The 21985-nt window shown below is 42.0% G+C and carries 13 protein-coding genes; 7 read left to right on the forward strand and 6 right to left on the reverse strand.

Features of this window, described 5'->3' with window-relative positions:
• Window positions 1-28 precede the first annotated feature (28 nt).
• Complete coding sequence (locus AB5443_RS14410; protein ID WP_277134727.1) at window positions 29-4105, reverse strand: two-component regulator propeller domain-containing protein; 4077 nt, start codon at window positions 4103-4105, stop codon at window positions 29-31.
• A 217-nt stretch (window positions 4106-4322) separates the two neighbouring features.
• On the opposite strand from AB5443_RS14410, the gene AB5443_RS14415 reads away from it, so the two are divergent.
• Together AB5443_RS14415 and AB5443_RS14420 are read left to right on the forward strand one after the other, a co-directional pair.
• Window positions 4323-6083: a glycoside hydrolase family 3 protein gene (locus tag AB5443_RS14415; RefSeq protein ID WP_195408031.1), complete on the forward strand. Its 1761-nt coding sequence runs from the start codon at window positions 4323-4325 to the stop codon at window positions 6081-6083.
• An 11-nt stretch (window positions 6084-6094) separates the two neighbouring features.
• Window positions 6095-7360 carry an SGNH/GDSL hydrolase family protein gene (locus AB5443_RS14420; RefSeq protein ID WP_195408032.1) on the forward strand — a complete coding sequence of 422 codons (1266 nt, stop codon included), beginning with the start codon at window positions 6095-6097 and terminating at the stop codon, window positions 7358-7360.
• A gap of 112 nt (window positions 7361-7472) precedes the next feature.
• Here the strand turns inward: AB5443_RS14420 and AB5443_RS14425 are convergent, their stop codons facing one another.
• Entirely contained in the window at window positions 7473-9602 is a 2130-nt protein-coding gene (locus AB5443_RS14425; protein ID WP_368113364.1) for a cation:proton antiporter, read from the reverse strand.
• 146 nt (window positions 9603-9748) lie between these two features.
• Between AB5443_RS14425 and AB5443_RS14430 the strand changes: the two genes are divergently transcribed.
• Window positions 9749-10372 (forward strand): hypothetical protein, encoded by a 624-nt coding sequence (locus tag AB5443_RS14430; protein ID WP_368113363.1) that lies wholly within the window; start codon window positions 9749-9751, stop codon window positions 10370-10372.
• 94 nt (window positions 10373-10466) lie between these two features.
• Here the strand turns inward: AB5443_RS14430 and AB5443_RS14435 are convergent, their stop codons facing one another.
• Window positions 10467-10670, reverse strand: a complete 204-nt coding sequence (locus AB5443_RS14435; RefSeq protein ID WP_368113362.1) for a hypothetical protein — start codon at window positions 10668-10670, stop codon at window positions 10467-10469.
• Window positions 10671-10815: 145 nt separating this feature from the next.
• Between AB5443_RS14435 and AB5443_RS14440 the strand changes: the two genes are divergently transcribed.
• From AB5443_RS14440 to AB5443_RS14455, 4 genes are all read left to right on the forward strand, one after another.
• Window positions 10816-11925 carry an efflux RND transporter periplasmic adaptor subunit gene (locus AB5443_RS14440; RefSeq protein WP_368113361.1) on the forward strand — a complete coding sequence of 370 codons (1110 nt, stop codon included), beginning with the start codon at window positions 10816-10818 and terminating at the stop codon, window positions 11923-11925.
• Window positions 11926-11931: 6 nt separating this feature from the next.
• Complete coding sequence (locus tag AB5443_RS14445; RefSeq protein ID WP_368113360.1) at window positions 11932-15039, forward strand: efflux RND transporter permease subunit; 3108 nt, start codon at window positions 11932-11934, stop codon at window positions 15037-15039.
• Window positions 15017-16267 carry a TolC family protein gene (locus AB5443_RS14450; protein WP_368113359.1) on the forward strand — a complete coding sequence of 417 codons (1251 nt, stop codon included), beginning with the start codon at window positions 15017-15019 and terminating at the stop codon, window positions 16265-16267. The genes AB5443_RS14445 and AB5443_RS14450 overlap by 23 nt, the downstream gene beginning before the upstream one ends.
• Before the next feature lie 162 nt (window positions 16268-16429).
• The gene (locus AB5443_RS14455; protein ID WP_277134733.1) at window positions 16430-17005 is read left to right on the forward strand and encodes a sugar O-acetyltransferase; all 576 of its coding nucleotides are present in this window, start codon (window positions 16430-16432) and stop codon (window positions 17003-17005) included.
• 86 nt (window positions 17006-17091) lie between these two features.
• Here the strand turns inward: AB5443_RS14455 and AB5443_RS14460 are convergent, their stop codons facing one another.
• From AB5443_RS14460 to AB5443_RS14470, 3 genes are read right to left on the reverse strand one after another with little or no spacing between them, the layout of a single operon-like run.
• Window positions 17092-18585 carry a DUF4998 domain-containing protein gene (locus AB5443_RS14460; protein WP_277134734.1) on the reverse strand — a complete coding sequence of 498 codons (1494 nt, stop codon included), beginning with the start codon at window positions 18583-18585 and terminating at the stop codon, window positions 17092-17094.
• Window positions 18586-18601: 16 nt separating this feature from the next.
• Window positions 18602-20005, reverse strand: a complete 1404-nt coding sequence (locus AB5443_RS14465) for a DUF4959 domain-containing protein (RefSeq protein WP_073344005.1) — start codon at window positions 20003-20005, stop codon at window positions 18602-18604.
• Between the two features lie 30 nt (window positions 20006-20035).
• Window positions 20036-21976, reverse strand: coding sequence for a RagB/SusD family nutrient uptake outer membrane protein (locus AB5443_RS14470; RefSeq protein WP_288359721.1), 1941 nt, complete (start codon window positions 21974-21976; stop codon window positions 20036-20038).
• Window positions 21977-21985 lie beyond the last annotated feature (9 nt).

Consider the following 21985-nt stretch of genomic DNA (forward strand, 5'->3'; position numbering starts at 1 on the left):
GCGGCACTTCTTTTTGGTAATAACTCTGTTATTTCCTGTACTTCTTTATATATTCGGAAGGAGATAAGCCGTATTCTGTTTTGAAGCATTTTCCGAAATAAGATATTTCATTAAAACCGCATCGATAAGAAACTTCGGTCACTGTATATTCTGTGTTTTGAAGCATATCTAGTGACGTTTTCAACCGTATGTCAAGGATGAGTTTACTGGGCGACATACCTGTTACGGCTTTGATTTTGCGATATACCTGTACGCGGCTCATACCGATTTCTTCACTGAACAGATCAATGGAGTAGGCTGGGTTTTCTATGTTTTTGTTTATTATTTCCATTACTTTTTTCATAAACTTTTCTTCCATGGCACTATAAACAGAGGTTTCTTTAGCTTCCTGTGGTTCTCTGTTGATTGATACCATTTCCGTTCCATATCGTTCTGCGAGTTTTTTCCGATTAATCAAAAGGTTGGCAACACGTACAACCAACAATTCCGGATCGAATGGTTTCATGATATAATCGTCAGCTAACGATTCATAGCCTTCGCGCACTTGCGATGAAGTGACACGGGCTGTGAGCAATATGATCGGAATATGTGAAGTTACCATATTGTTTTTAGATAATCTTGTAAACTCAATACCGTCCATATATGGAGTCATAATGTCACTAATCACCAAATCAGGTATTTGTTTTTGTTCTATTTCATAGCCTTCTTTACAATTTACGGCGGTATAGATATTATAGTATTTGCTGAGTAATGATACCAGGTAATTACGTACATCCTCGTTGTCTTCTATTATGAGCAGAGTCATTTCCTTGGGTGAAGTATTAGTCTGAGATATCTCGCAGGGATTGACATCTGTTGCAATAAGTGCTTCTACATCAGAATAAGCATGGGTGGATTTTACTATCTTGTCTTTGCTAAGTAGTTGGTTTTCGGTATAACTGTCTTTACCTAATGGGAGAGTGAAAGACACGGTCATTCCATGCCCTTCTTTATTATCTATCCAAATACGTCCGCCATGGAGCTCAATGATACTTTTTGTCAGATTCAGCCCAATTCCGCTTCCCAGCACTTTCTCACCTGCCTGGAAGAAAGCTTCGAATATACGGGGCATCATATTGGCAGGGATTCCGGAGCCACTATCTTCTACTTTAATCAAAAGAATTTTTCCTGCGGGGAGAGTCAGATTTTCAGGCTTCTGAATATCTTCAGTATTGGTTTCCATACTTGAAATGATAATATATCCACCGCTGGGAGTATGCTTTAAAGAGTTGGAGAGCAGGTTAAAGAAAACCTTTTCCAATAGAATGGCGTCAAACCAAGTGTCTGTTGAGGAGGTCGTATCATTAAATTCGATAGATATGTTTTTCTTTTCGGCAACAGGCATAAATAGTTTGATGATTTCAGGTATGTAAGTACCTAGATTGTAATTACTGACATGAAGTTGCATTTTCCCGGCTTCCAGCTTGTGAAAGTCCATTAAACGGTTTACCAGCCATAATAAACGTTGGGAATTACGGTTGATCAGCTCTAATGGTTGGCGATATGCCGGAGGCATATCTTCTTTATGCAACAGGTCTGTGAGCGGAGCTATGATTAAAGTCAGCGGAGTACGGAGCTCATGTGAGAAATTGGTGAACATTTGTACACCCATATTGTGACTGATCTCAATATTCTGTTTCTCCATTTGTTTTAACTGAAGATCCATTTTCAGTTGTGCTTCCCGGGTTTTATAACGTATGAACAGCATAATCATACTAATGGTGAATGCAAGATAGAACAAATACGCATACCATGTTTTCCATAGAGGAGGAGTGACTGTGATTGATAATGAAGCATTTCCATTGCTCCATATACCGTCATTATTGCAAGCTCTTACTTTAAAAATATATTTACCCGGTGGGATATTAGTATAGTTAACGCTCCGTTCGTGTGTCGGTTCCGACCAACCCTTATCAAATCCTTCAAGCATATAGGAAAATTTATTGTTGGAGGCAAACACATAACTAAGTGCGGAGAATTTGATTGTGAATGAGGTTTGGTTGTATCTTAATTTGATTTTCTGATTTGAGATATTTACCCATTGGGCAGCTTTATTATCTTCCAGATAATCTGCCCAAATTCTCATTTTTGTAATATATACGGGGGGGATGAATGTATTTCGCCTAATTAATTGGGGATTAAATGAAAGGAAATGATTATTTCCACCGACATAAAAAATGTTGGATGAACTTTTCAGGCAAGCATGTAAATTGGTTTCTAGCAAAGAATATCCATTTTTATTATCCCAGTTAGTGAAAGTCTCTGATTTGGGGTCAAAACATGACATGCCTTTTAAAGTAGAAACCCATAATTTACCGTTATTATCGGCCACAATACTGTTGATAGCATTATTGGGAAGACCGTTTTCTTCATTATATATCGTGAAACTTTCTTTGATATTATTATATAACCCTATGCCACCACCATAAGTTCCTATCCATAAATTTTCCGATGCATCAGTATACAGCGTACTGACATGATTGCTTGGCAGGAATTGTTCCGGACTTTTTTCTTCACTACCAAAATGTTTTAATTCATGAGTCTGTGTGTGGTAGCGATATAGACCGGCTGCACGAGTTCCCATCCATATATAAGGTCCTATAGCTTTTAAATCTTGTACATTGATGATAGAAAGTTCTGTGGCACGACCCTTTACTGGAAAAGACTCTTCCAATTGGTTGTTCTCTATGTGGTAACGTAATACGGGGCTGTCTACTCCTAAAGCAATCCAATAAATATTATCAGTGCCTTTGGCAATACATCTTACTTGATTATAAGGAAAATCGGGTATCTCTTTTATTATGCGGCGGGTTTCCATATCATAGAGATATAGTCCGCAATAATAAATACTAATCCATAAAAGATGATCTCCTTCTTTTTGTATATATTTTACCTCATTGTTTGTTACCGAGCGTGGAACATGAAGCGGGCAGTATTCATAACTTTCGTCTTTGGGATTGTAGATGATTAAACCACCGTCCGTACCTAACCAAAGTTTTTCTTTATATTCTACTATGGCATTAATGTTTCCGATACTTTTTTGAAGCTTATATTCTGGTTTATGAGGAATAAAGAAATTGCTGTATGGTGTGTACAAATTAACACCTCCTCCGTAAGTTCCGATCCATATATTATTTGCTTTATCCCTATATAGAGAGATGATAGTATTTTCACTCAAACCGCAGCTTTGTTCCCGTTGGTAATAATTGATAAGTCTGTTTGCTTGCCGGTCATAAATCAGCACCCCTTCCCGTGTAGCAAGCATAAGATTTCCTTCCAACGTTTCTACAATGTAGTTGACTTGGGAGTTATTGAAATTTTTACCGTTTTCCATTGTCAGGTTGGCATCTACGAGTTTACGGTTTTTACGGTCAAACCATTTAAGTCCTGAATCCCACATACCTACCCACAGGCGTTTATCATTGTCTTCATATAAAAAGTAGATCTTATGTTCATCACCGAATTGAAAACGCTCTGTAACATAGGTGACAGGATTCATGATGCACAATGTGTTGTTGATAAGATAGCAGATTTCATTTTGACTGTTTTGCATAAGCCAGAAGACAGAACCGTTGGTTGAAATGGGGATAAAATCATCAGTTTCCTTATTATACAGATTGAGTCCTTTCATGCTGCCTACCCAGATTCTTTTTTGGTTATCGCATAACAAGTGTTTGATGCAATTGTCTGATATAGTATACTGGTTCGCCGGATCATGAAAGTATTGTGTAAATGTATTTGAGGATACATCGTAGCGATTCAGCCCACTGTGAGTACCTATCCATAGAATTCCGGGCGATTCTTCAATAATGGTGGTAACATCACTGCTGGATAGGGAGTACGGCTGACCGTCGGCACGAAAAACTTCGAACTCGGTACCATCAAACCGGTTCAGCCCATCCCGCGTGCAAAACCACATAACTCCGTTACTGTCTTCCAAACTACGTATAACGGTGTTTTGTGAGAGCCCGTTACTTACGTTATAGTTTTGAAACAATATGTTGTTGTCTTGCGCTCTGCAAATGGAAATAAACAGAAGAAAAATGATGAATGCAATGTTTTTCATGTCCTGATAGATATTTTTAGTAGAAGCAAATATAATTTGTTTGCAAGTAACTCGCAAACAAAATCGAGGCTGAAAACGAAAAACGTAACCTGTGTGATAGTAATGTAACCAGAGTAAGAATAAAGATACATGTATGGAAAAGATTGAAACATGTTTTCTAATGGATTAAAATAAGGAGTGCTATTTTTGTAACATGAAAAACAAAGTGAAATGAATTATGAAAAACTCTTTTTTAATAGTTACTGCTACATTGCTTGTATCCGTGTTCTTTTCTTGTACAAAAGAGAGAGTGACAGCCGGTTCGGTTAATGAGGTTTATGAATTTCAGTCGGTAGATTCCACTTGGAAACTTTTGACTTTGCGTGAAAAGATAGGGCAGACAATGTTAATGCTACCTGATCGCAAGAAAGAATTGGATTTGGGAGACGGCTCATTGGACGTGTACTTCAAACGTTACCCGGTTACGGGTTATTTTATGGGGTGGAAGTTGTTTACAGGAGTTCCGGAGGAAGAGCGGGTTGATTTTGTACGTAGTTCTGTCGAGGAATATCAAAAAGCATCAGAACTTCCTTTATTGTTTCAACAGGATTATGAATCGGGAGTAGGACTTCAAGGGATGACTCCTTTTCCGAAAGAGATGGCACTGGGAGCCGCGAATTCTCCGGAGTTAGCTTATAAATATGGTAAAAGTGTAGCATTGGAATGTCGTTCGTTGGGTATAAACTGGGTGTTGCATCCTGTTGCAGATTTGAATATGAATCCATTGAATCCTATTGTAAATACACGTTCAGTTTCGGATGATCCGGAAAAAGCGGTTTGTTTGTTGTCCGAACAGATAAAGGGGTTGCAAGATAACTCTGTTGCCGCTACAATCAAACATTTTCCGGGAGATGGGGTTGATTATCGTGATCAGCATTTGATGACAACTGTCAATTCCTTGTCTGAAGAAATGTGGAAGCAATATCATGGAAAAGTGTTTGCCGAGTTGATTGAAAAAGGAGTTGCGTGCATCATGCCTGGACATATAACTTTACCTTTCTATCAGAAAGAAAAGATAAATGGTTATCTGCCACCGGCAACTTTATCTCATGAACTATTGTCCGGGTTATTGAAAAAAGAAATGCATTTTAACGGTGTCGTGGTATCGGACGCAATGACAATGGCAGGCTTCCGAGGCTGGTATAAAAATGATTTGGAAGGGCAAGTTGCCAGCTTTTTAGCCGGGGTGGATATCTTGTTGTGGCCTTCTTACGAATACATGGATACGGTAGAAGTACGGATTCAACGTGGTGAAATTCCAATGGAACGGTTGGATGATGCTGTTCGCCGTGTTTGGGCAATGAAAGAACGTTTTGGGTTATTAAATAAAAACAGGGAGTTGATACGTCCTGTCTCAGCAGAAGAAAAGGCTGAAATACGGGAAGCTGCCAAAGAGATAACAGAGCGTTCCATAACTTTAGTACGGGATGAAGATCATAAGTTACCACTTTCTTTGGAAAAAGATAAAAAGCTGTTATTGGTGGCTGTAACTCCCGTAGCTCATAAAGGTAATGATCGTGACTTTAAGCGATTACAGAATTTGCGGGATGAGTTTGTGAAGAATGGTTTTGAGGTTGATTTCCGCCGTAATATACTTTATGAAGATCAAGGTTGGCAGGATAATGCGACTGAAGTGTATGATAAAGTAATCTTTCTGGTGGCGCGGAATACCCATACTCCATTTGGCCCGCTCCAATTATGGGATGATGAGGCTCAGTCCGTATGGGCTGCCAATTCTATGGACAAAAGTAAAGTGATTGTTATTTCACTGGGTAGTCCTTACATTGGAAATGAATATTTTGAACGTGTCAAGACTTATATAAATACCTATTCGAATGATGCTTCCACTCATTCTGCTTTATTACGGATATTGTTGGGACAGCTTCCATTCAAAGGTAAGTCACCGGTCAATCTAGAGCATAAACTGTTTACATTTTAATCATTATACTTATGAAGAATTTTTTATTTAGTGGAATTATAGCTTGTCTTATCGGGTTTTGTTTCAGTTGTACTACAACAGAAGAGTCTGCAGGGTTGCAGATGCGTGCAGGACTTCCTAATTTTAATTATAAAATACAAAAGAATGAACCTGTATCTGTCGTTTTTTTGGGTGGAAGTATAACAAATCATCAAGGATATAGAGTGCAGATTACTGATTGGCTCAAGCAACAATATAGTAATGTACAGTTTACGTCAATAAATTCCGGAATTGGCGGGACCGGGTCCGATTTGGGTGTGTTCCGTACAGAACGGGATGTGTTGCAGTATCATCCGGATTTGGTATTTGTCGAATTTGCTGTGAATGATGCCAAAACAGACTCCTTGGTGATTGCTCATTCCATGGAAGGAATTGTGCGTAAGATCTGGCATCATAATCCGCATACGGATATATGTTTTCTCTATACGCTAAATGAACCCATGTTGGACGACTTGAAATCAGGAAAGAATTACCGTTCTGTGCGGTATATGGAGACAGTAGCAGACTATTATGATATTCCGTCTGTTAATTTTGCCGATGATGTTCTGGAATTGTTGAATGAGGATAAGTTGGTTTTTAAAGGAGATTCAAAAAAGGAGTATGGTGGTAAGATTGTGTTTACGAATGATGGGACACATCCTACTTATGATGGCGGACATCCTATATATACAAAGACACTGAGCCGTTCTCTGTTACACATGAACAAGGCGCAGGAAAAGGCACATGCATTGAAAGCTCCGTTGTATCCGGGTAATTATGAGAAAGCTAAAATGATTCCCGTAACAGAGTTTGAACATTCCGAAGGTTGGAAAGTACTCTCGAAAGATGATAAAGCCTTTTCAAATTTTCAGGGAGACCAAAAAGCATTGCCGGTTGTTCTGGAATCCTCAGATTCGGAAGATTTTGTGAAAGTACGTTTTAAGGGAATTCGAGTTGGGGTGTTTGATTTAATCGGACCCTCATCTGGTGGAATGACAGTAGAGATAGATCAGAATGATCCTTCCTATATCCGTAGGTTTGATAAATATTGCGGAGATCGTAATCGTACTAATTATTGTCTGTTTGAATCCTTGAATGAAGAAGAACATACAGTAATTATTCGTCCGGATAATAGACGTTTTGAGAAGGCGGAAATCTACAAGATGAATCCGAAGCGAATAAAGGAAACTGAATATTTCAATGAGTTTAATACATATCTCGGCTATATTCTTTTAGTGGGTGATATTATACAAAATTAATGGTGCAAGACTGATGGTATAAGGCTGTTATTGTAGTCAAACTATAAATTAGATTACAATAATAGCCTTGTTCCTCAAACGCTATAAATTTATGGTCGGAATATGTCTCTTATCAACTTTTCTTAAACCATTTATAGAACCATTTGCCTACTTTCTCATAATGCTGTGTCTCGGTATCGGTATATAACTTGGAGAAGAAAGAACTGTCCAACGGTTCTCCCGATTGATTGGGATACAGTACAATCAGGCTATTGTTAGAGAAGTATTTTCCTAATTGTCTCGGCAATTTCTCAAACGAACTGTCATAAGAAAGTGTTCCGGGACGTGCACTGATAATGACTAACAGATGGTCGTAACTCACTTGTCCGGTCAAGACCAGTAAATCGTTCCAGTCTTCCAAGGGAGAGAAGTCGGTCAGCACTTGTTTATGTCGTTTCTTTATCCAGGCTTGCAGGCGGGTGGTGGTCTTTTCGTTTGCGAAGAAATGTACGCGGCATCCGAGGGTACTTCCCATCCGGCAGAAATGTTCCATCCATCGTGGAAAACCGGATTCATATTCTGCTTTGGGAGGGACGGCAATGACAATTCGTTTGATGGTATTGACCGGTATCAGGAATTTGGAGATGATTATTTCGCAGTTCAATCCTTTCAACAGGTTTTCGGTGAGCATTCCGAAATATGAATCAGTGATGTTGACCTTGCGGTGCAGACCGGTGATAATACTCGTCACCTCATTCTCTTTCACTGAATGAATAATGCCGGAAGCGATATTCAAGTCATAACGGGTGAGCTGTTTCAACGGTACATTGGCGGCGGTTGTTGTCATGGCTGCTTTTTCCAAGTAACGTTTGCTCCGTATTCTTAGGTTATCGGAAGTATTATCGTCATTGATAACATTCAATGCCAGTAGATTATCTTTTAGTTTCGTATCACGTATTACTAAAGAAAGATTCATCATGTCTTCAATCGTATTCGGATTGGCAAGCGAAATCAGAATCTTTTCCGCTTCCGTTGAAGACTCCTTTTCTGGTTCAGAGTCGTCCATGGCAACTTTTCTGGCTGCCCGTTCGGTTATTAGCGAACTGACTATACAAGTAACCAGTATCAGCAGGACAGTCCCGTTCAAGACATCATCATTCAGCAGGCGTTCGCCGTTGGGCAGGAATATGTTGTATCCGACCAGTACTGCTGCCAGTGTTGCTGCCGCCTGCGCATTACTCAGACCGTACATCAGGTTTCGTTCAAGAACGGACATCTTGTATATCTTTTGTGTGAGCCAGCAGGCAATCCATTTACCGGGAAGCGCCATTACGATCATAACAGCAGCCACTTTCAGCGCATCTCCGTGTCCGAAGATAACACGCAGGTTAATCAACATTCCCACTCCGATAAGAAAGTAAGGAATGAAAAGTGCATTACCAACGAATTCAAGATGGTTCATCAATGGAGAAACATGTGGAATGAGCCGGTTTAACACCAGCCCTGCGAGAAATGCGCCTAAGATGCCTTCCATGCCCACAAACTCCATAAGCCCCGCACCCAGAAAGACCATGGCAAGAACGAATATGAACTGCATCACGTGGTCATTGTACCGATGGAAGAACCAACGACCGATACGTGGGAAGAAATAGATGATGAATCCGCCCAGGAAAATGACTTTTACTACCAGCCATAGCCAGAAGAAACCGCCGGTTTCTCCTTTGAACAGACCGCCTATAACCGCCAGTACCAACAAGGTGAGTGTATCTGTCACTGCTGTTCCGCCTACCGCTATGCTTACGCTGCGATGGCGTGATATGCCGAAACGAGTAACGATGGGATAGGCCACCAATGTATGGGAAGCATACATACTGGCTAGCAGTACGGAAGTGACAACACTGTATTTCAGATAGGATATATTTGCCACGAAGCCAATCCCGATAGGGATGACGAAAGCGAGTAGTCCAAGGACTAATGCCTTATTGCGTGTCTCTTTGAAATCTCCCATATTCATTTCAAGTCCGGCCAGGAACATGATATAATAAAGCCCCACTTTTCCGAAAAGTTCAAAGCTGCTGTCGCGTGCCAAAATATTGAAACCATGCTCGCCAACGGCCAATCCTGCCAGAATCATGCCGATAATGTGAGGGATACGCAGCTTATTCAATAATATCGGAGCAAACAGTATGATGAGAAGTACAAGGAGAAATATCCATGTAGGGTCGGTAATAGGGAATGTTAAATCAAGGCCAATCCAATCCATAATTTGATGAGTTCGTGATATTAGTTGTGCAAAATAACTTAAAAAATACTTCTAAGAAAACGATTACCGATAAAATTTTGTTTTTATTTATTGCCATATAATTATTATCTTTACAATAATTTAAAACAAAACAGGATTTTAAGAAGATGAAAACAGCACTATTAGCAGTAGGAACCTTATGTTTCATGGCAAGTTGCACGCCGGAAGTGACGAGTTCAAAAGGCATCGTTTGTGATGCAAGTATGAATACGGTTTCAATCGTTACGGATAAGAATGATACGCTTTCATTCAGTACGATGGATGCGAACAAAGAAGAAGTGAACGGCTTGCTTCTGAACGATACACTGGAAGTCTTCTATACCGGAAAATATACTCCGGGGATGCAGTCTACAAAACTCGTTCAGTATCCGCAATCTGCAAAATTGGGTGGCGACCGAGACGAACACGGATGTATCGGCTCTGCCGGCTATGTGTGGTGTGAGGTACAAAAAGACTGTATCCGTCTGTTTGAAAAGGGGATTCGTACGGAAGCTGCCGATGGAAATAATGTCTCCGCTTTCATCGTTTTCAGCCCCGATTCCACTCGTGCCGAACTATTCTTCTCTGACGGGCAGGCCAATGAAATCTTGGAGAGACGTGGTTTACCTTCGGGCGGTTATGCATGGAATGTAGAAGATGATGATACAAAGAATGTACGTCTGGTGGATGGTTTGTGGACAATCAGCCAAAGAGGTAATTTGATTTATACGCAGAAAGCAGAAAAGAAATAAAAAGCAGAAAAGAAATAATCTGTAATAAGATAGAGGATTAAAATCCCGGTGTGAGTGTATATATGACTTGTACCGGGATTTTTAGTAGATAATCTTATTTTCCTTCCAAATTCATTATCGACGGAATGAAGAAGGCGAGTAGTCTTGTCATAACAATGGCAATACCACATATGACAATAATAAATGCTGAAGGAGGAAGCAATCCGATAATAAAGATAGAAACTCCCACTATGACATAAGACAGATTTATCATCACAACCTTTCGGACACGAAGATTCTCCTTATAACACTTATTCATAAAAAAAGAAAATATGGCTTGAAATAGTTTCTATAAAACTCTAATGGAATTCTAATAACGTTCTAACAATTCTCTAACAGTCTTCTGAAGTGCATCCGCTTACCTTTGCGACTGAAAAACGGTTCTAACTATATTATTAGGAATTATGATGAAGAAAAGAGAATTACAAATGCTCTTAGTTTGTAGTGTATTATTGATTACTGCATGCAAGAGTAAGCAGAGAGAAGAACAGCAAAGTGGTTACCGTATGGAAGGCGACACAGTATATGTTACAGACCCTATTTTATCAGAGAAGATAAAAATAGCGGATGCAAGACTTGAGCCTTATTCCAAAGAAGTGATAACGTCCGGTATGGTGCGTCCTATTCCTACGCGCTATGCTTATATTGCTCCGCCTTTTGCGGGAAGAGTCATAAAATCATATATACAAGTCGGGCAGTTGGTGAAGCGGGGAACCCCTTTGTTTGAAATCAGTTCACCCGATTTTACCACGGCACAAAAGGATTATTTCCAGGCTCTTTCGTCACGGGAGCTGGCTAAGAAGGATTTGAAGCGTAAGGAAGACCTGATAAGAAAAGGGGTTAGCTCGCAGAAAGAACTGGAAGAAGCGCAGAATGCTTTATTGATGGCTGATAAAGAGTTTGAAAATGCTTCTGCCGCATTGGAAGTGTATCAAGTGGAGCAGCCGGAACATATGGCACTCGGGCAACCTCTTGTGGTTCGTTCACCTATCTCGGGAGAAGTTATAGAGAATAATATCGTGACCGGGCAATATCTGAAAGATGATGCCGAACCTGTCGCGATAGTTGCCGACTTGTCCGAAGTTTGGATTACGGCACAGGTGAAAGAAAAGGATATTCGTTTTATCGATGCGGGTAGTAGCCTGGATATTGAAGTGTCGGCATTGCCCGGCACGGTGATTAAAGGTAGTGTCTATCATGTTGAGGAAGCGGTTGACGAAGAAACCAGGTCTATAAAGGTACTTTCTGTTTGTGAGAATTCGAAGAGACATTTAAAATTAGGTATGTACACTACTGTACATTTTCTTAGTGCCCCCATTGGGCAGGTACAGATTTCGGAGAAGGCATTGTTGCAGGGAGAGAAAGCCAGTTATGTATATGTGCGGGTCGCCCCTGGAGTCTTTGTGAGAACTGCGGTGGAAGTGGAGGCTACCAAAGGCGGAATAGCTGTAATCAGTAGCGGGTTGCATCCGGGAGATAAGGTAATCAGTGAAGGAGGATATTATTTAAAGTAGAAGATTATGAAGAAGGATTTAATGCTTTCAGTTATACAGAAAAGATGGGTGATGCTTTGCTTGTTCGTGATGATGAGTGTTTTCGGATACTATTCATGGACACAGCTTTCCATAGAAGCCTATCCTGATATTGCAGATGTCACGTCGCAGGTTGTTACCCAAGTGCCGGGACTGGCCGCCGAAGAAGTGGAACAACAGATTACCATTCCTTTGGAACGCGCTATCAACGGTCTGCCGGGTATGCACGTCATGCGTAGTAAAAGCACATTCGGACTATCTATGATTACGATTGTGTTCAAGGACGGAACGGAAGATTACTGGAGCCGCCAGCGGGTACAGGAAAGACTGAATGAAGTAGAATTACCTTATGGAGCGGTTCCGGGACTTGACCCGTTAACCTCACCTGTAGGAGAGGTCTACCGCTATATTATAGAAAGTGACCGTCATTCGCTTCGTGAACTGACAGATTTTCAGAACTGGGTGATTATTCCCCGTATCAAAGAAGTGTCTGGAGTGGCGGACGTAACAAACTTCGGTGGCATCACTACGCAGTTCCAGGTGGAAATCAATCCCTATAAACTGGAACAATATAACCTGTCGCTTAGCCAGGTGATCGAAGCTATCGAAAATAACAATGCCAATGTAGGCGGTAGTGTCTTGAGCAGGGGAGACTTGGGGTATGTGGTACGAGGCATCGGATTGATTGAGAATTTGGAGGATTTGGGACATATCGTAGTGAGTACGACGTCCGGTGTCCCTGTTTTTTTGAATGATATAGGTTCTTTGAAGTACGGTAATCTGGAACGGAAAGGAGTATTGGGATATACAGACCGTATCCGCAATTATTCCGAAAGCCTGGAAGGGATTGTGCTTCTTCTGAAACATGAAAATCCGTCCAAAGTGCTGGATGGCATTCATGCGGCAGTGGACGAATTGAATAATGAAACCCTGCCTGAAGGGGTGCGGATACATACTTTTCTCGACCGTACGAGCCTGGTAGATACAACGTTGGATACAGTATCCCATACTCTCCTGATGGGAATGGCTTTGGTGATTATTGTACTTATCCTGTTTTTGGGTAACTGGCGCGGGGCGCTGCTGGTTTCTGTCACGATTCCCGTATCCTTGCTTATCGCCTTTATCCTTATGCATCTCACGGATATTCCTGCCAATCTTTTGTCGCTCGGAGCCATTGACTTTGGAATAATTGTAGATGGAGCTATCGTTATGCTGGAAACTATTCTCAAGAAACGGGAAGATAATCCCGGACAGTACATCGAAGAAAAAAGCATTGCGCAGCGTGCCAAAGAAGTAGGCCGTCCTATTCTTTTTTCAACCATCGTTATCATAACAGCCTATTTGCCCTTATTCGCTTTTGAACGTGTCGAACGCAAACTTTTCACTCCGATGGCGTTTACGATGAGTTATGCGATGATTGGCGCTCTGATGGTTGCTCTTTTGTTGATTCCGGGACTTGCTTATGCTATTTATCGCAAGCCACGTAAGATTTATAAGAATAAATGGTTGGAAAAGTTGAAAGAGAAATATACCGTCGCGATAGCGAAATTGGTAGAGAACCCCATGAAGGCAACTGTACCTTCAAGCCTGGTTCTGATAACAGGCATCGTATTGAGTGGCGTTGTAGGAAAAGATTTTCTGCCGGAACTGGATGAAGGTTCTATTTGGTTGCAGGTGAATCTTCCGCCCGGCATTTCCGTGGAGAAATCGAGAGAGATGTCCGATACCCTTCGTGCCCGCACGATGAAATATCCCGAAGTAACTTATATCATGGTGCAGGCAGGGAGAAATGATGATGGTACCGATCCGTTCACCCCTTCGCATTTTGAAGTTTCTATCGGTATAAAGCCGTATGATGAATGGTCGAAAGGAAAGACCAAGAAGGATTTGATTAATGAACTGGAAGAAGAATACAAGACACTGCCCGGTTTTAGAGTAGGATTCAGCCAACCGATGATAGACGGCGTGATGGATAAGATTGCCGGTGCGCATAGTGAGTTGGTCGTGAAAGTGTATGGAGAAGATTTCCGGGAAACACGCCGCATCGCAGAAGAGATAACCCGGGTATTGGGAACGGTGAAAGGGGCTGTCGATTTGGATATTGACCAGGAACCGCCATTGCCTCAACTACAAATTATCATGAACCGGGATGCGATTGCCCGGTATGGCCTGAATGTGTCGGATGTCGCTGATTTGATAGAAGTGGCAATCGGCGGGAAGGCTATCGCGCAGCTTTATCAAGGAGATAGGCAGTATGATATTACCTGTAAGTATAAAGAAGAGGCACGGGATACGCCTGAAAAGATAGCCGGACTGATGCTGACTTCTTCTTCAGGTGCTAAAATCCCTCTTTCGCAGGTTGCCGACGTGAACCTGAGTGTCGGCGAAAGTACGATTACCCGTGAGATGAACAGGCGGCATCTGACAGTGAAACTGAATTTGCGTGGACGCGACCTGGCATCTTTCCTGAAAGAAGCGCAGAATGCTATCCATGAAAGGGTGAACTATGATGAAAGCAAATACACCGTGAAATGGGGAGGAGCTTTTGAGAATCAGAACAGGGCTTATACCCGCCTGTCCGTCATTCTTCCCTTGACGTTGATGTGTATGTTTATCTTGCTCTATGCTACATTCGGAAAATTTCGTCAGGCAGGGCTGGTACTATCCATCGTGCCATTAGCTCTTTTCGGAGGTATGCTTGCCCTCAATGTACGCGGGATGACATTGAATGTATCTTCTGCTGTTGGATTCATCGCCATGTTCGGGCTTTCCATACAAAACGGGATTATTATGGTATCACAAATAAATAGTTTGCGCAAAGGTGGAATGGAACTGAAGAAATCTGTTATTGAAGGGGCACGCCAGCGTTTCCGTCCCATTCTGATGACTTCTGTCACCACAGTGCTCGGGCTCTTCCCTGCATCTTTGGCAACCGGAATCGGTAGCGACGTGCAACGTCCTTTAGCGACGGTTATCGTATATGGATTAATGTTCTCAACGCTCATTTCCATGTTTGTGCTTCCGGTTTTCTATTATCTGATTGAGAAGAATGTTTTAAATAAAAAGAAGGATGATGAAAAAGAATATACGCTCTAATATTATATTTCTCCTGTTGATTGTGGAAGCAATGTGTATCTCTGCTTTTGCGCAACTTCCTGTTAATGCTCCCCATCAGGATATCTCTTTCGAAGAATATCTGAGCAGGGTAGGGAAGAATAATCTCAACTATCTGGCGGAAAAGTTGAATGTGAGTATAGCCGACGCGGAGATAATTGCTCAGAAAATATTCCCCGACCCGGAACTGGGATTTGAAGCCGGTAATGAAACTTTCTCATTGGGACTTTCTTATTCCTTGGAGTTGGGAAATAAACGGGGAGCACGTATCCAGTTAGCACGAAGTCAGGCCGAGCTTGAAAAATTGACTTTAGAACAGGGATTCCAGAATCTGAGGGCAGAGGCTGCCAATCTTTTCCTGGAAGCGATTCTACAAAGGGAGTTGCTCAAAGTACAGCAAAGCTCCTACGAATATATGTTGAAATTGAGCCAGTCGGACAGCTTGCGTTATGTGGCCGGAGAGATCACGGAGAATGATGCACGCCAGTCGAAACTGGAAGCTGTCACTTTGCTCAATACGGTTTATGGACAGGAAGCGGCGTATCAATCTGCATTAGTTATGTTGAACAGGCATATGGGAGTTGCTGCGGATACTCTCCATATTCCGTTTGGTAATTGGGATGAATTAAGCCGCGAGTTTGATTTGCCGGAATTGGTTAAAGCCGGTTTGAATAATCGCATAGACTTACTTGCTGTTCAGAAAAGTACAGAAGTCACTACCCGGGAATATAGATTGACGAAGACGGAACGTCGTCCGAATATCGGTCTGTCCGTCTCTTATGAAAGGGACTGGAACGGTTTTCTTCCCCCGGCCCGTTCTGCCACTGCGGGAGTATCTGTTCCTCTCACCTTTTCAAATATGAATAAGGGGGCTATCAAAGCAGCAAAATTCCGTATAACCCAGTCTGAAATAATCGAAAAAGATATGGAATTACAAATACAGGCAGAGATTACCCAGGCATGGTTCGGCTATGAAGCGGAGAAAAAGAAAGTGGCTCAATTTAAATCGGGAATGCTTGAAGATTCTCAAAAGGTACTGGATGGAATGGTATATAAATACAAACGTGGCGAAACTAATATTCTGGATGTATTGGTGGCGCAGCGTACCTATAATGAAGTGCAACAGGAGTATCTTGAAACAATGAAAGGATATGTTACTTCATTGGTAGAGCTTGAAAAGTCTTGTGGAATTTGGGACATACATTTCTGAAAATACAGATGTCTTATCCGGCTTTGCTATCAATGCTGATTTCAAAAGACAAACATACATAAGATTTGAAGATTTTTGTGTATGTTTGTTCCGTATTATCTGCTGCTTCAATAAAATGCATGGCGGAATGAAGGTTATATTCTGGAAATATACATATAAAAGATGAAACTTATGACAGAAAAAGAAAAAATGCTTGCCGGAGAAATATATGATTGCGGCGATTCGGAATTACTCCAACGTTGGCATTATGCAAAGGAACTTCAGCTCCGGTATAATAATACGGATAGTCGGAATAGTGAAGAATTATCTGCTATTTTGGATGAATTAGTAGGCTCGCGTGGGGATAATGTATGGATTGCGGCACCTTTCTTTGTCGATTATGGAGAGAATATACATATAGGCAGCCATGTTGAGATAAATATGAACTGTGTCTTTTTGGATTGCAATCGCATTACGATTGGAGACAATTGCGGTATAGGTCCCGGCGTACACATCTACGCAGTCACTCATCCCGTGAATCCGACGGAACGACTATCTCCAGACAGCCAGTTTTGGAAATCACTCACTGCTCCCGTTACAATAGGAAATAACGTATGGATTGGCGGTAGTTCCGTTGTCTTGCCGGGAGTTACCATTGGTGATAATGTGACTATTGGTGCCGGAAGTGTAGTAACTAAAGATATTCCGTCGAATAGTCTGGCAGTAGGAAATCCTTGCCGGGTTATAAGGAAGCTTTAAACAGACAAGGCAACATTCAGAAAAGCGAATGTTGCCTTGTTTGTTTAAGTGTCGGTTCGATATAGGTTTTGCCTGGTAAGAAATAATTAATATAGCCCTATCTCAGCTAAACTTATATTATAAATAGATTCAGAATGTGGTGTAGAAACCACTACCTTTACGTATTGGGCTTGTTTGCCGCCCTCTACAAATGGAATGATATTCACTTCTCCGGTGCTATGTCCGACTTCCAGTTCTTCCAGATAAGTGGCGTTTTCCCAATTTTCAGAATCTTTGGATACGAATATTTTGACTATGCCGGGACACCAGGAACGTTTGTTCTCATTCTCGAAATAGGTTTGTACAAGTTTCAGGCCTTGCAGGTTTCTTTCAGTCTTTAAGTCCAATGTCAGTGAATAAGTCGTCAATTCTTTTGTTCCGGCAGGTTCCCAGATCGTTCCAATATTATTGTCTGTCAGATATTCCAAAGATGATTTGTAGTTCTCGGCGTCAGCTGGAGAAGAAGTGAACTTCAGGTTTGAAAGGTCAAGGAATGAATAATCGGGAATAGAGGTTGTTCCTTTTTCCTCGAGATATTCAGCCTGAGTCAGATTAGAATAATGTTTGTTATAACGTTCTACTACGAAATCCGGATTCAATTCGTGCAGTGTCTTTAAAACAAAATCACTTAATGCGGCATCATATACCTTGCTTTGAGCAGTTTCGGAATCGTTCACCAACTCATCACGGATATAACGATGTTTCCCTAATACAAGTTTCTTTAGATTGGGCAGATTCAATAAGTCCGAGAAACTGCCGATAGTCCAGTCAAAACTGATTTCTTCGACAGTGGAAGCCCAATTATCCGGAATATCTTCGTCAAAACCGAACTGGCGTTTCATTTCCTGCTTGAAGTCTGCATTGAATAATCTGACGTTATCAAGTTCCGTGGGGGCAAATACAATTTCATCATCACAGCCGGGAATACGGCCGGAGCGGTAAAGTTCTACCGGTTTGGATGTGTCTATTGCATCGGGCAACAAGTAATAAAGTTTATTGACCAGTTGTTCATCCAGTTCGATTCGTCCGGTACTGCCATCTGGCCGGGTATATGTCAGGCAGGCTTCTGTAACATTCTCTTCCCATCCTTGAAAGAGGAGAACCAGGCGATTCTTCAAGAAATAATGATTGGAGACAATTTGAGTAAACGATTGTACCATCTCATGGTTTGCTGTGTACGGGCGACCGTAAATCGGGCTTTTTAAAGATGTATTTCCTTCCTTGTCAATTGAACATACTGTTATTTCGTAATTGCCGTCCTCTAAATCCGGAATATTGAAACTGTTTATTTCCCGGTCCAATAATTGCTCCTTTACTACTCCATCCTTCGACCAGGTGATTTTAATTTTATCAATTACCGGATCGGCACTGTTTGTCCAGCTGACAATCAGCCTGTTCCAACCGGGGCGAACAACCAAGTCTGTACATTTACCGAGATAACGGATAGGGCCGTCACCTGCATAGTCCTTATAGGTATCTTCCAAAGACTCGCAAGATACCATTGCTAAGATAACTACTAATAATCCTATGTATTTTTTCATGTTTATACTCCTCCTTTTAATCTTTATCAGAATATATTTCAAGTTCATGCAATGTCAGGTATTTCGTCAGTTTGTTTGTCGTATCATCACGCTCGTACGCTGACGGATACATGTTATAAGCTCCATTAAATTTTATCTTCAAATAACGGAATCCCTCTTTTTGTAAGTCGATATTGATGCTCATTGATTTATAAATCGTGCTGGCACCTTCCATCAAGCTTAGTGTACCGAAACAGTGAGCTTTTTTGACTCCTCCACAAGTTGCTGCGTGATAAGTCCAGCGTGCATCATCGTCTATATCCGGATCGTCTTCGAATGAACTTAAAATCTCCCATTTCAAATTATTCCAGTCAGAACCGGAAGCATCTTGTCTGCAACCGTATATGGTTATGGAACATGGCAGTTTATTCATCAGGTATCGTTTGAAATATTGCGGTCCTTGATAAGATGCTGAAGTACTACTGCCGCCCCAGTCTATAAAAGACTTGGCGCTAAAGGAATATGTGCCGACGTGACGATAAGCATAAAATCTAACTTCTGATATCGGACGCATCTTTTTCAAATCAATATACATAGGCTCAGAATTTTCGCCTACTCCGTTTTCTTTTGAAAGGAATGTATAATAATGATGTGCATTTTGAGTTTGGAACCAGGCAGTTCCCTTATTATCCCCATCTGTCAGATATTGAAGCCCGATTTTCTCTTCCGGCACTTCCAATGAATTATTATAGACAATCTCAAAGTTGGACGGCTCAAGTTTTTCCACATTGAAAGCTTGAATGTTCTCCCAAACCTTTTCTTTCACAATATATCCGCGGTAATCTTCAGCGCGTACAATGATGGTGTTGTATGCACTTTTCTGTTGCGGCGTATAATGTCTGATATCCTGTCCTGCATTCAACGGGAATGATTCGAGTAATATCGTATCTTGTCGGTTATCTAACGGATTGATGCCGAGATAGAATACATGCGCCATTCCTGTAGTGCCTTCCGGGTTGTTGTATTCGAGCGTGCATCCGTTCCAGCCGGATTTCACTTCCGCGCCGTTGATAAAGCAGATCGGTGCAGAGTCTAAGGTGCTGAAAGTTACGTCGATCGGTTGTGATTCTTCATTATTTCGTTTCAGGAATGACACATGTGCCGGAACGTCACTTGCTTCCTCGTTGAATCCCGTGATTGCCAGCAAGTCTGTCGAATTGCTGCCTGTCTTTAATATATTATTACCGTACACATCCTTGTAACGCACATTTATGGCTATCACGTCCGGATCGTCGGGCAGTTTGTAGCGCAGCATTGCGCCGCCCATTGCCGGAGTAAACTGGAAAGCGCCTGCCGGCAAATCTACAGTAAATCCCTCTGATTCGTCATTGCAGGAAACAAAGGTACAAATTGCTATTATTAAATAAATTAATCTTTTCATACTTGTCTTGTCTTTAAATCAATTCAACGATTACCAGTTGGGATTCTGGACACACCCCGAAATCATTACTTCTTCACTGCCGATAGGGAAGAAATAGTCGCGTGGAGCTGTAAATCCCCGTTTTTTCCATACGATGACCGGTTCCTTATTATTGTTGTAGAAACGTTCTTCCGTATCTCCAATAATGTTCCATCCGTAAAGCGGTGCATTCAGTTCCTCGTGTGCGGTCATCCAACGGCGGAGATTATAGAATCTGCGTCCTTCGAAAGCAAATTCGATATTCCATTCCTGCCGGATTATTTCACGCATGCCTGCTTGTGTCTCTACCTTTTGTGGATTACGCGCATAAGTTTTCCATGCATCACGTACTTTGGCAATTCCTGCTCGCGTACGAACCTTGTCCAGCGGGTCATATACACGTTCGTCCGGTTTGTCCAGATATTCGTTCCATGCTTCTGCCGATGCCAGTAGCAAATCCGGAAGGCGGAACAGGATGTCGCCGGATTCGGAAGAACTGTTTGCGTAATAATCTTTTAAGGCTACATCCGCATTGTCGAATTTCTTCACATAATATCCAGTGAGGCATTGAGGGATACTTGAGTCATAACGTTTGGAAGCAGTTCCCATCAATTGTCCTTGCAGGCATTCGCACAGCATGGGTTCGTTGGTGCTGTTTACACTCTTTTTATACCAGAATGTATTATGAGCTATGATATTGGCATAGAAGCGGGGCTCGCGCCGGCGGTGCAGGCTCAGGATGGGCTCGCCCAGCGGAACAATATTTTTATACCGCTCGTCGCTTTCCGTGGACATGGCATACCGGGAAGCTACCCATTGTTTGTCTTCCGAGAGAGGCAGACCATGTTCCGTATAGTACATTTCCACCATCTTCATGGAAGCACCGAAACCACCGACACAATATTGATCATAATAATTCAGCTCTTCTTCCGTAAATCTGGGATGGTAGAACACTGGGGCGGAGAAACGTTGATGACGTACACACAGCAGCACTTCCTTGTTGTTATAGTCGTAGTTGAGGCATGATTGCTGGATGTCACGGATGGTGTTCAGCATGGGAGTCGGCCATTCTGAGCTTCCCTCAACTAATTGTTTGCCACCATCAGCTGCGATTTTCAGAGCCTCATCGGCGGCTTCCGCTGCTTTCTTCCATTTTTCTTTGTCATATGCGGGGAAGAGGCGTTCTCCGTTCTTGTTTACCATATCCGCCATCATAGTGTTGCCGTTGAACAACTTGGAAGCGGCGTAAAGCAACGTCATTGCTTTGAGAGCAGCCGCTCCTTCTTTGGAGAAATAGGCGTAGTGGTTTTGTTCTTGCTCCTTATAATAAGGTAATTTGGGAATTGCCGCGTCACAAAGTTCCACGATTGCTTTCACCACTTCGTCAATCGGACGGCGGGGCTGTTGCATTTCTTCAATGGGCGCTGCCGCATTGATATTCTCGGGAACCAGGATGATGGGACCGTAGCGGCGCATCAGTTCAAAATAGTATTGTGCTTTCAGTGCTTGTATTTCGGCACGCCAAAGGTCTTTTTCTTCTTGCAGCATATTGTACACGCCGTCTATATGGCTGAGGAACAGGTTGCAATAGCGGATACCGCCATAAAATTTCGTACTTTTCCATACATCACCATAAGGAGACTGTGCCATTTGTATACCGTCGGCAATCATCAGTCCCGGCATACTGTTGGGGTTGGTCAGGCGGATATAATCATCAGCCACCACTTCGTCCGTTCCCCAAAAGGCCGGACAGGCATTGATGTCGGAAATGTCCATCGTTATCATGGAGTAGCAGGTCTTGAACCATGTGTAGGCATCTTCCCGTTTCTCGAAAGTCGTCTCGATCGTTTCGATATCGTTGTCCGGCACTACATCCAGATAGCCCTTGCAGCCGGTGAAGGAGATGGACGCGACGAACAATAAACTGTATATGATATTCTTTGTTTTCATCATCATGTGTTG

It is taken from the genome of Bacteroides sp. RTP21281st1_H5_RTP21281_210402 (assembly GCF_040918965.1).
GTDB classification, from domain to species: domain Bacteria; phylum Bacteroidota; class Bacteroidia; order Bacteroidales; family Bacteroidaceae; genus Bacteroides; species Bacteroides congonensis.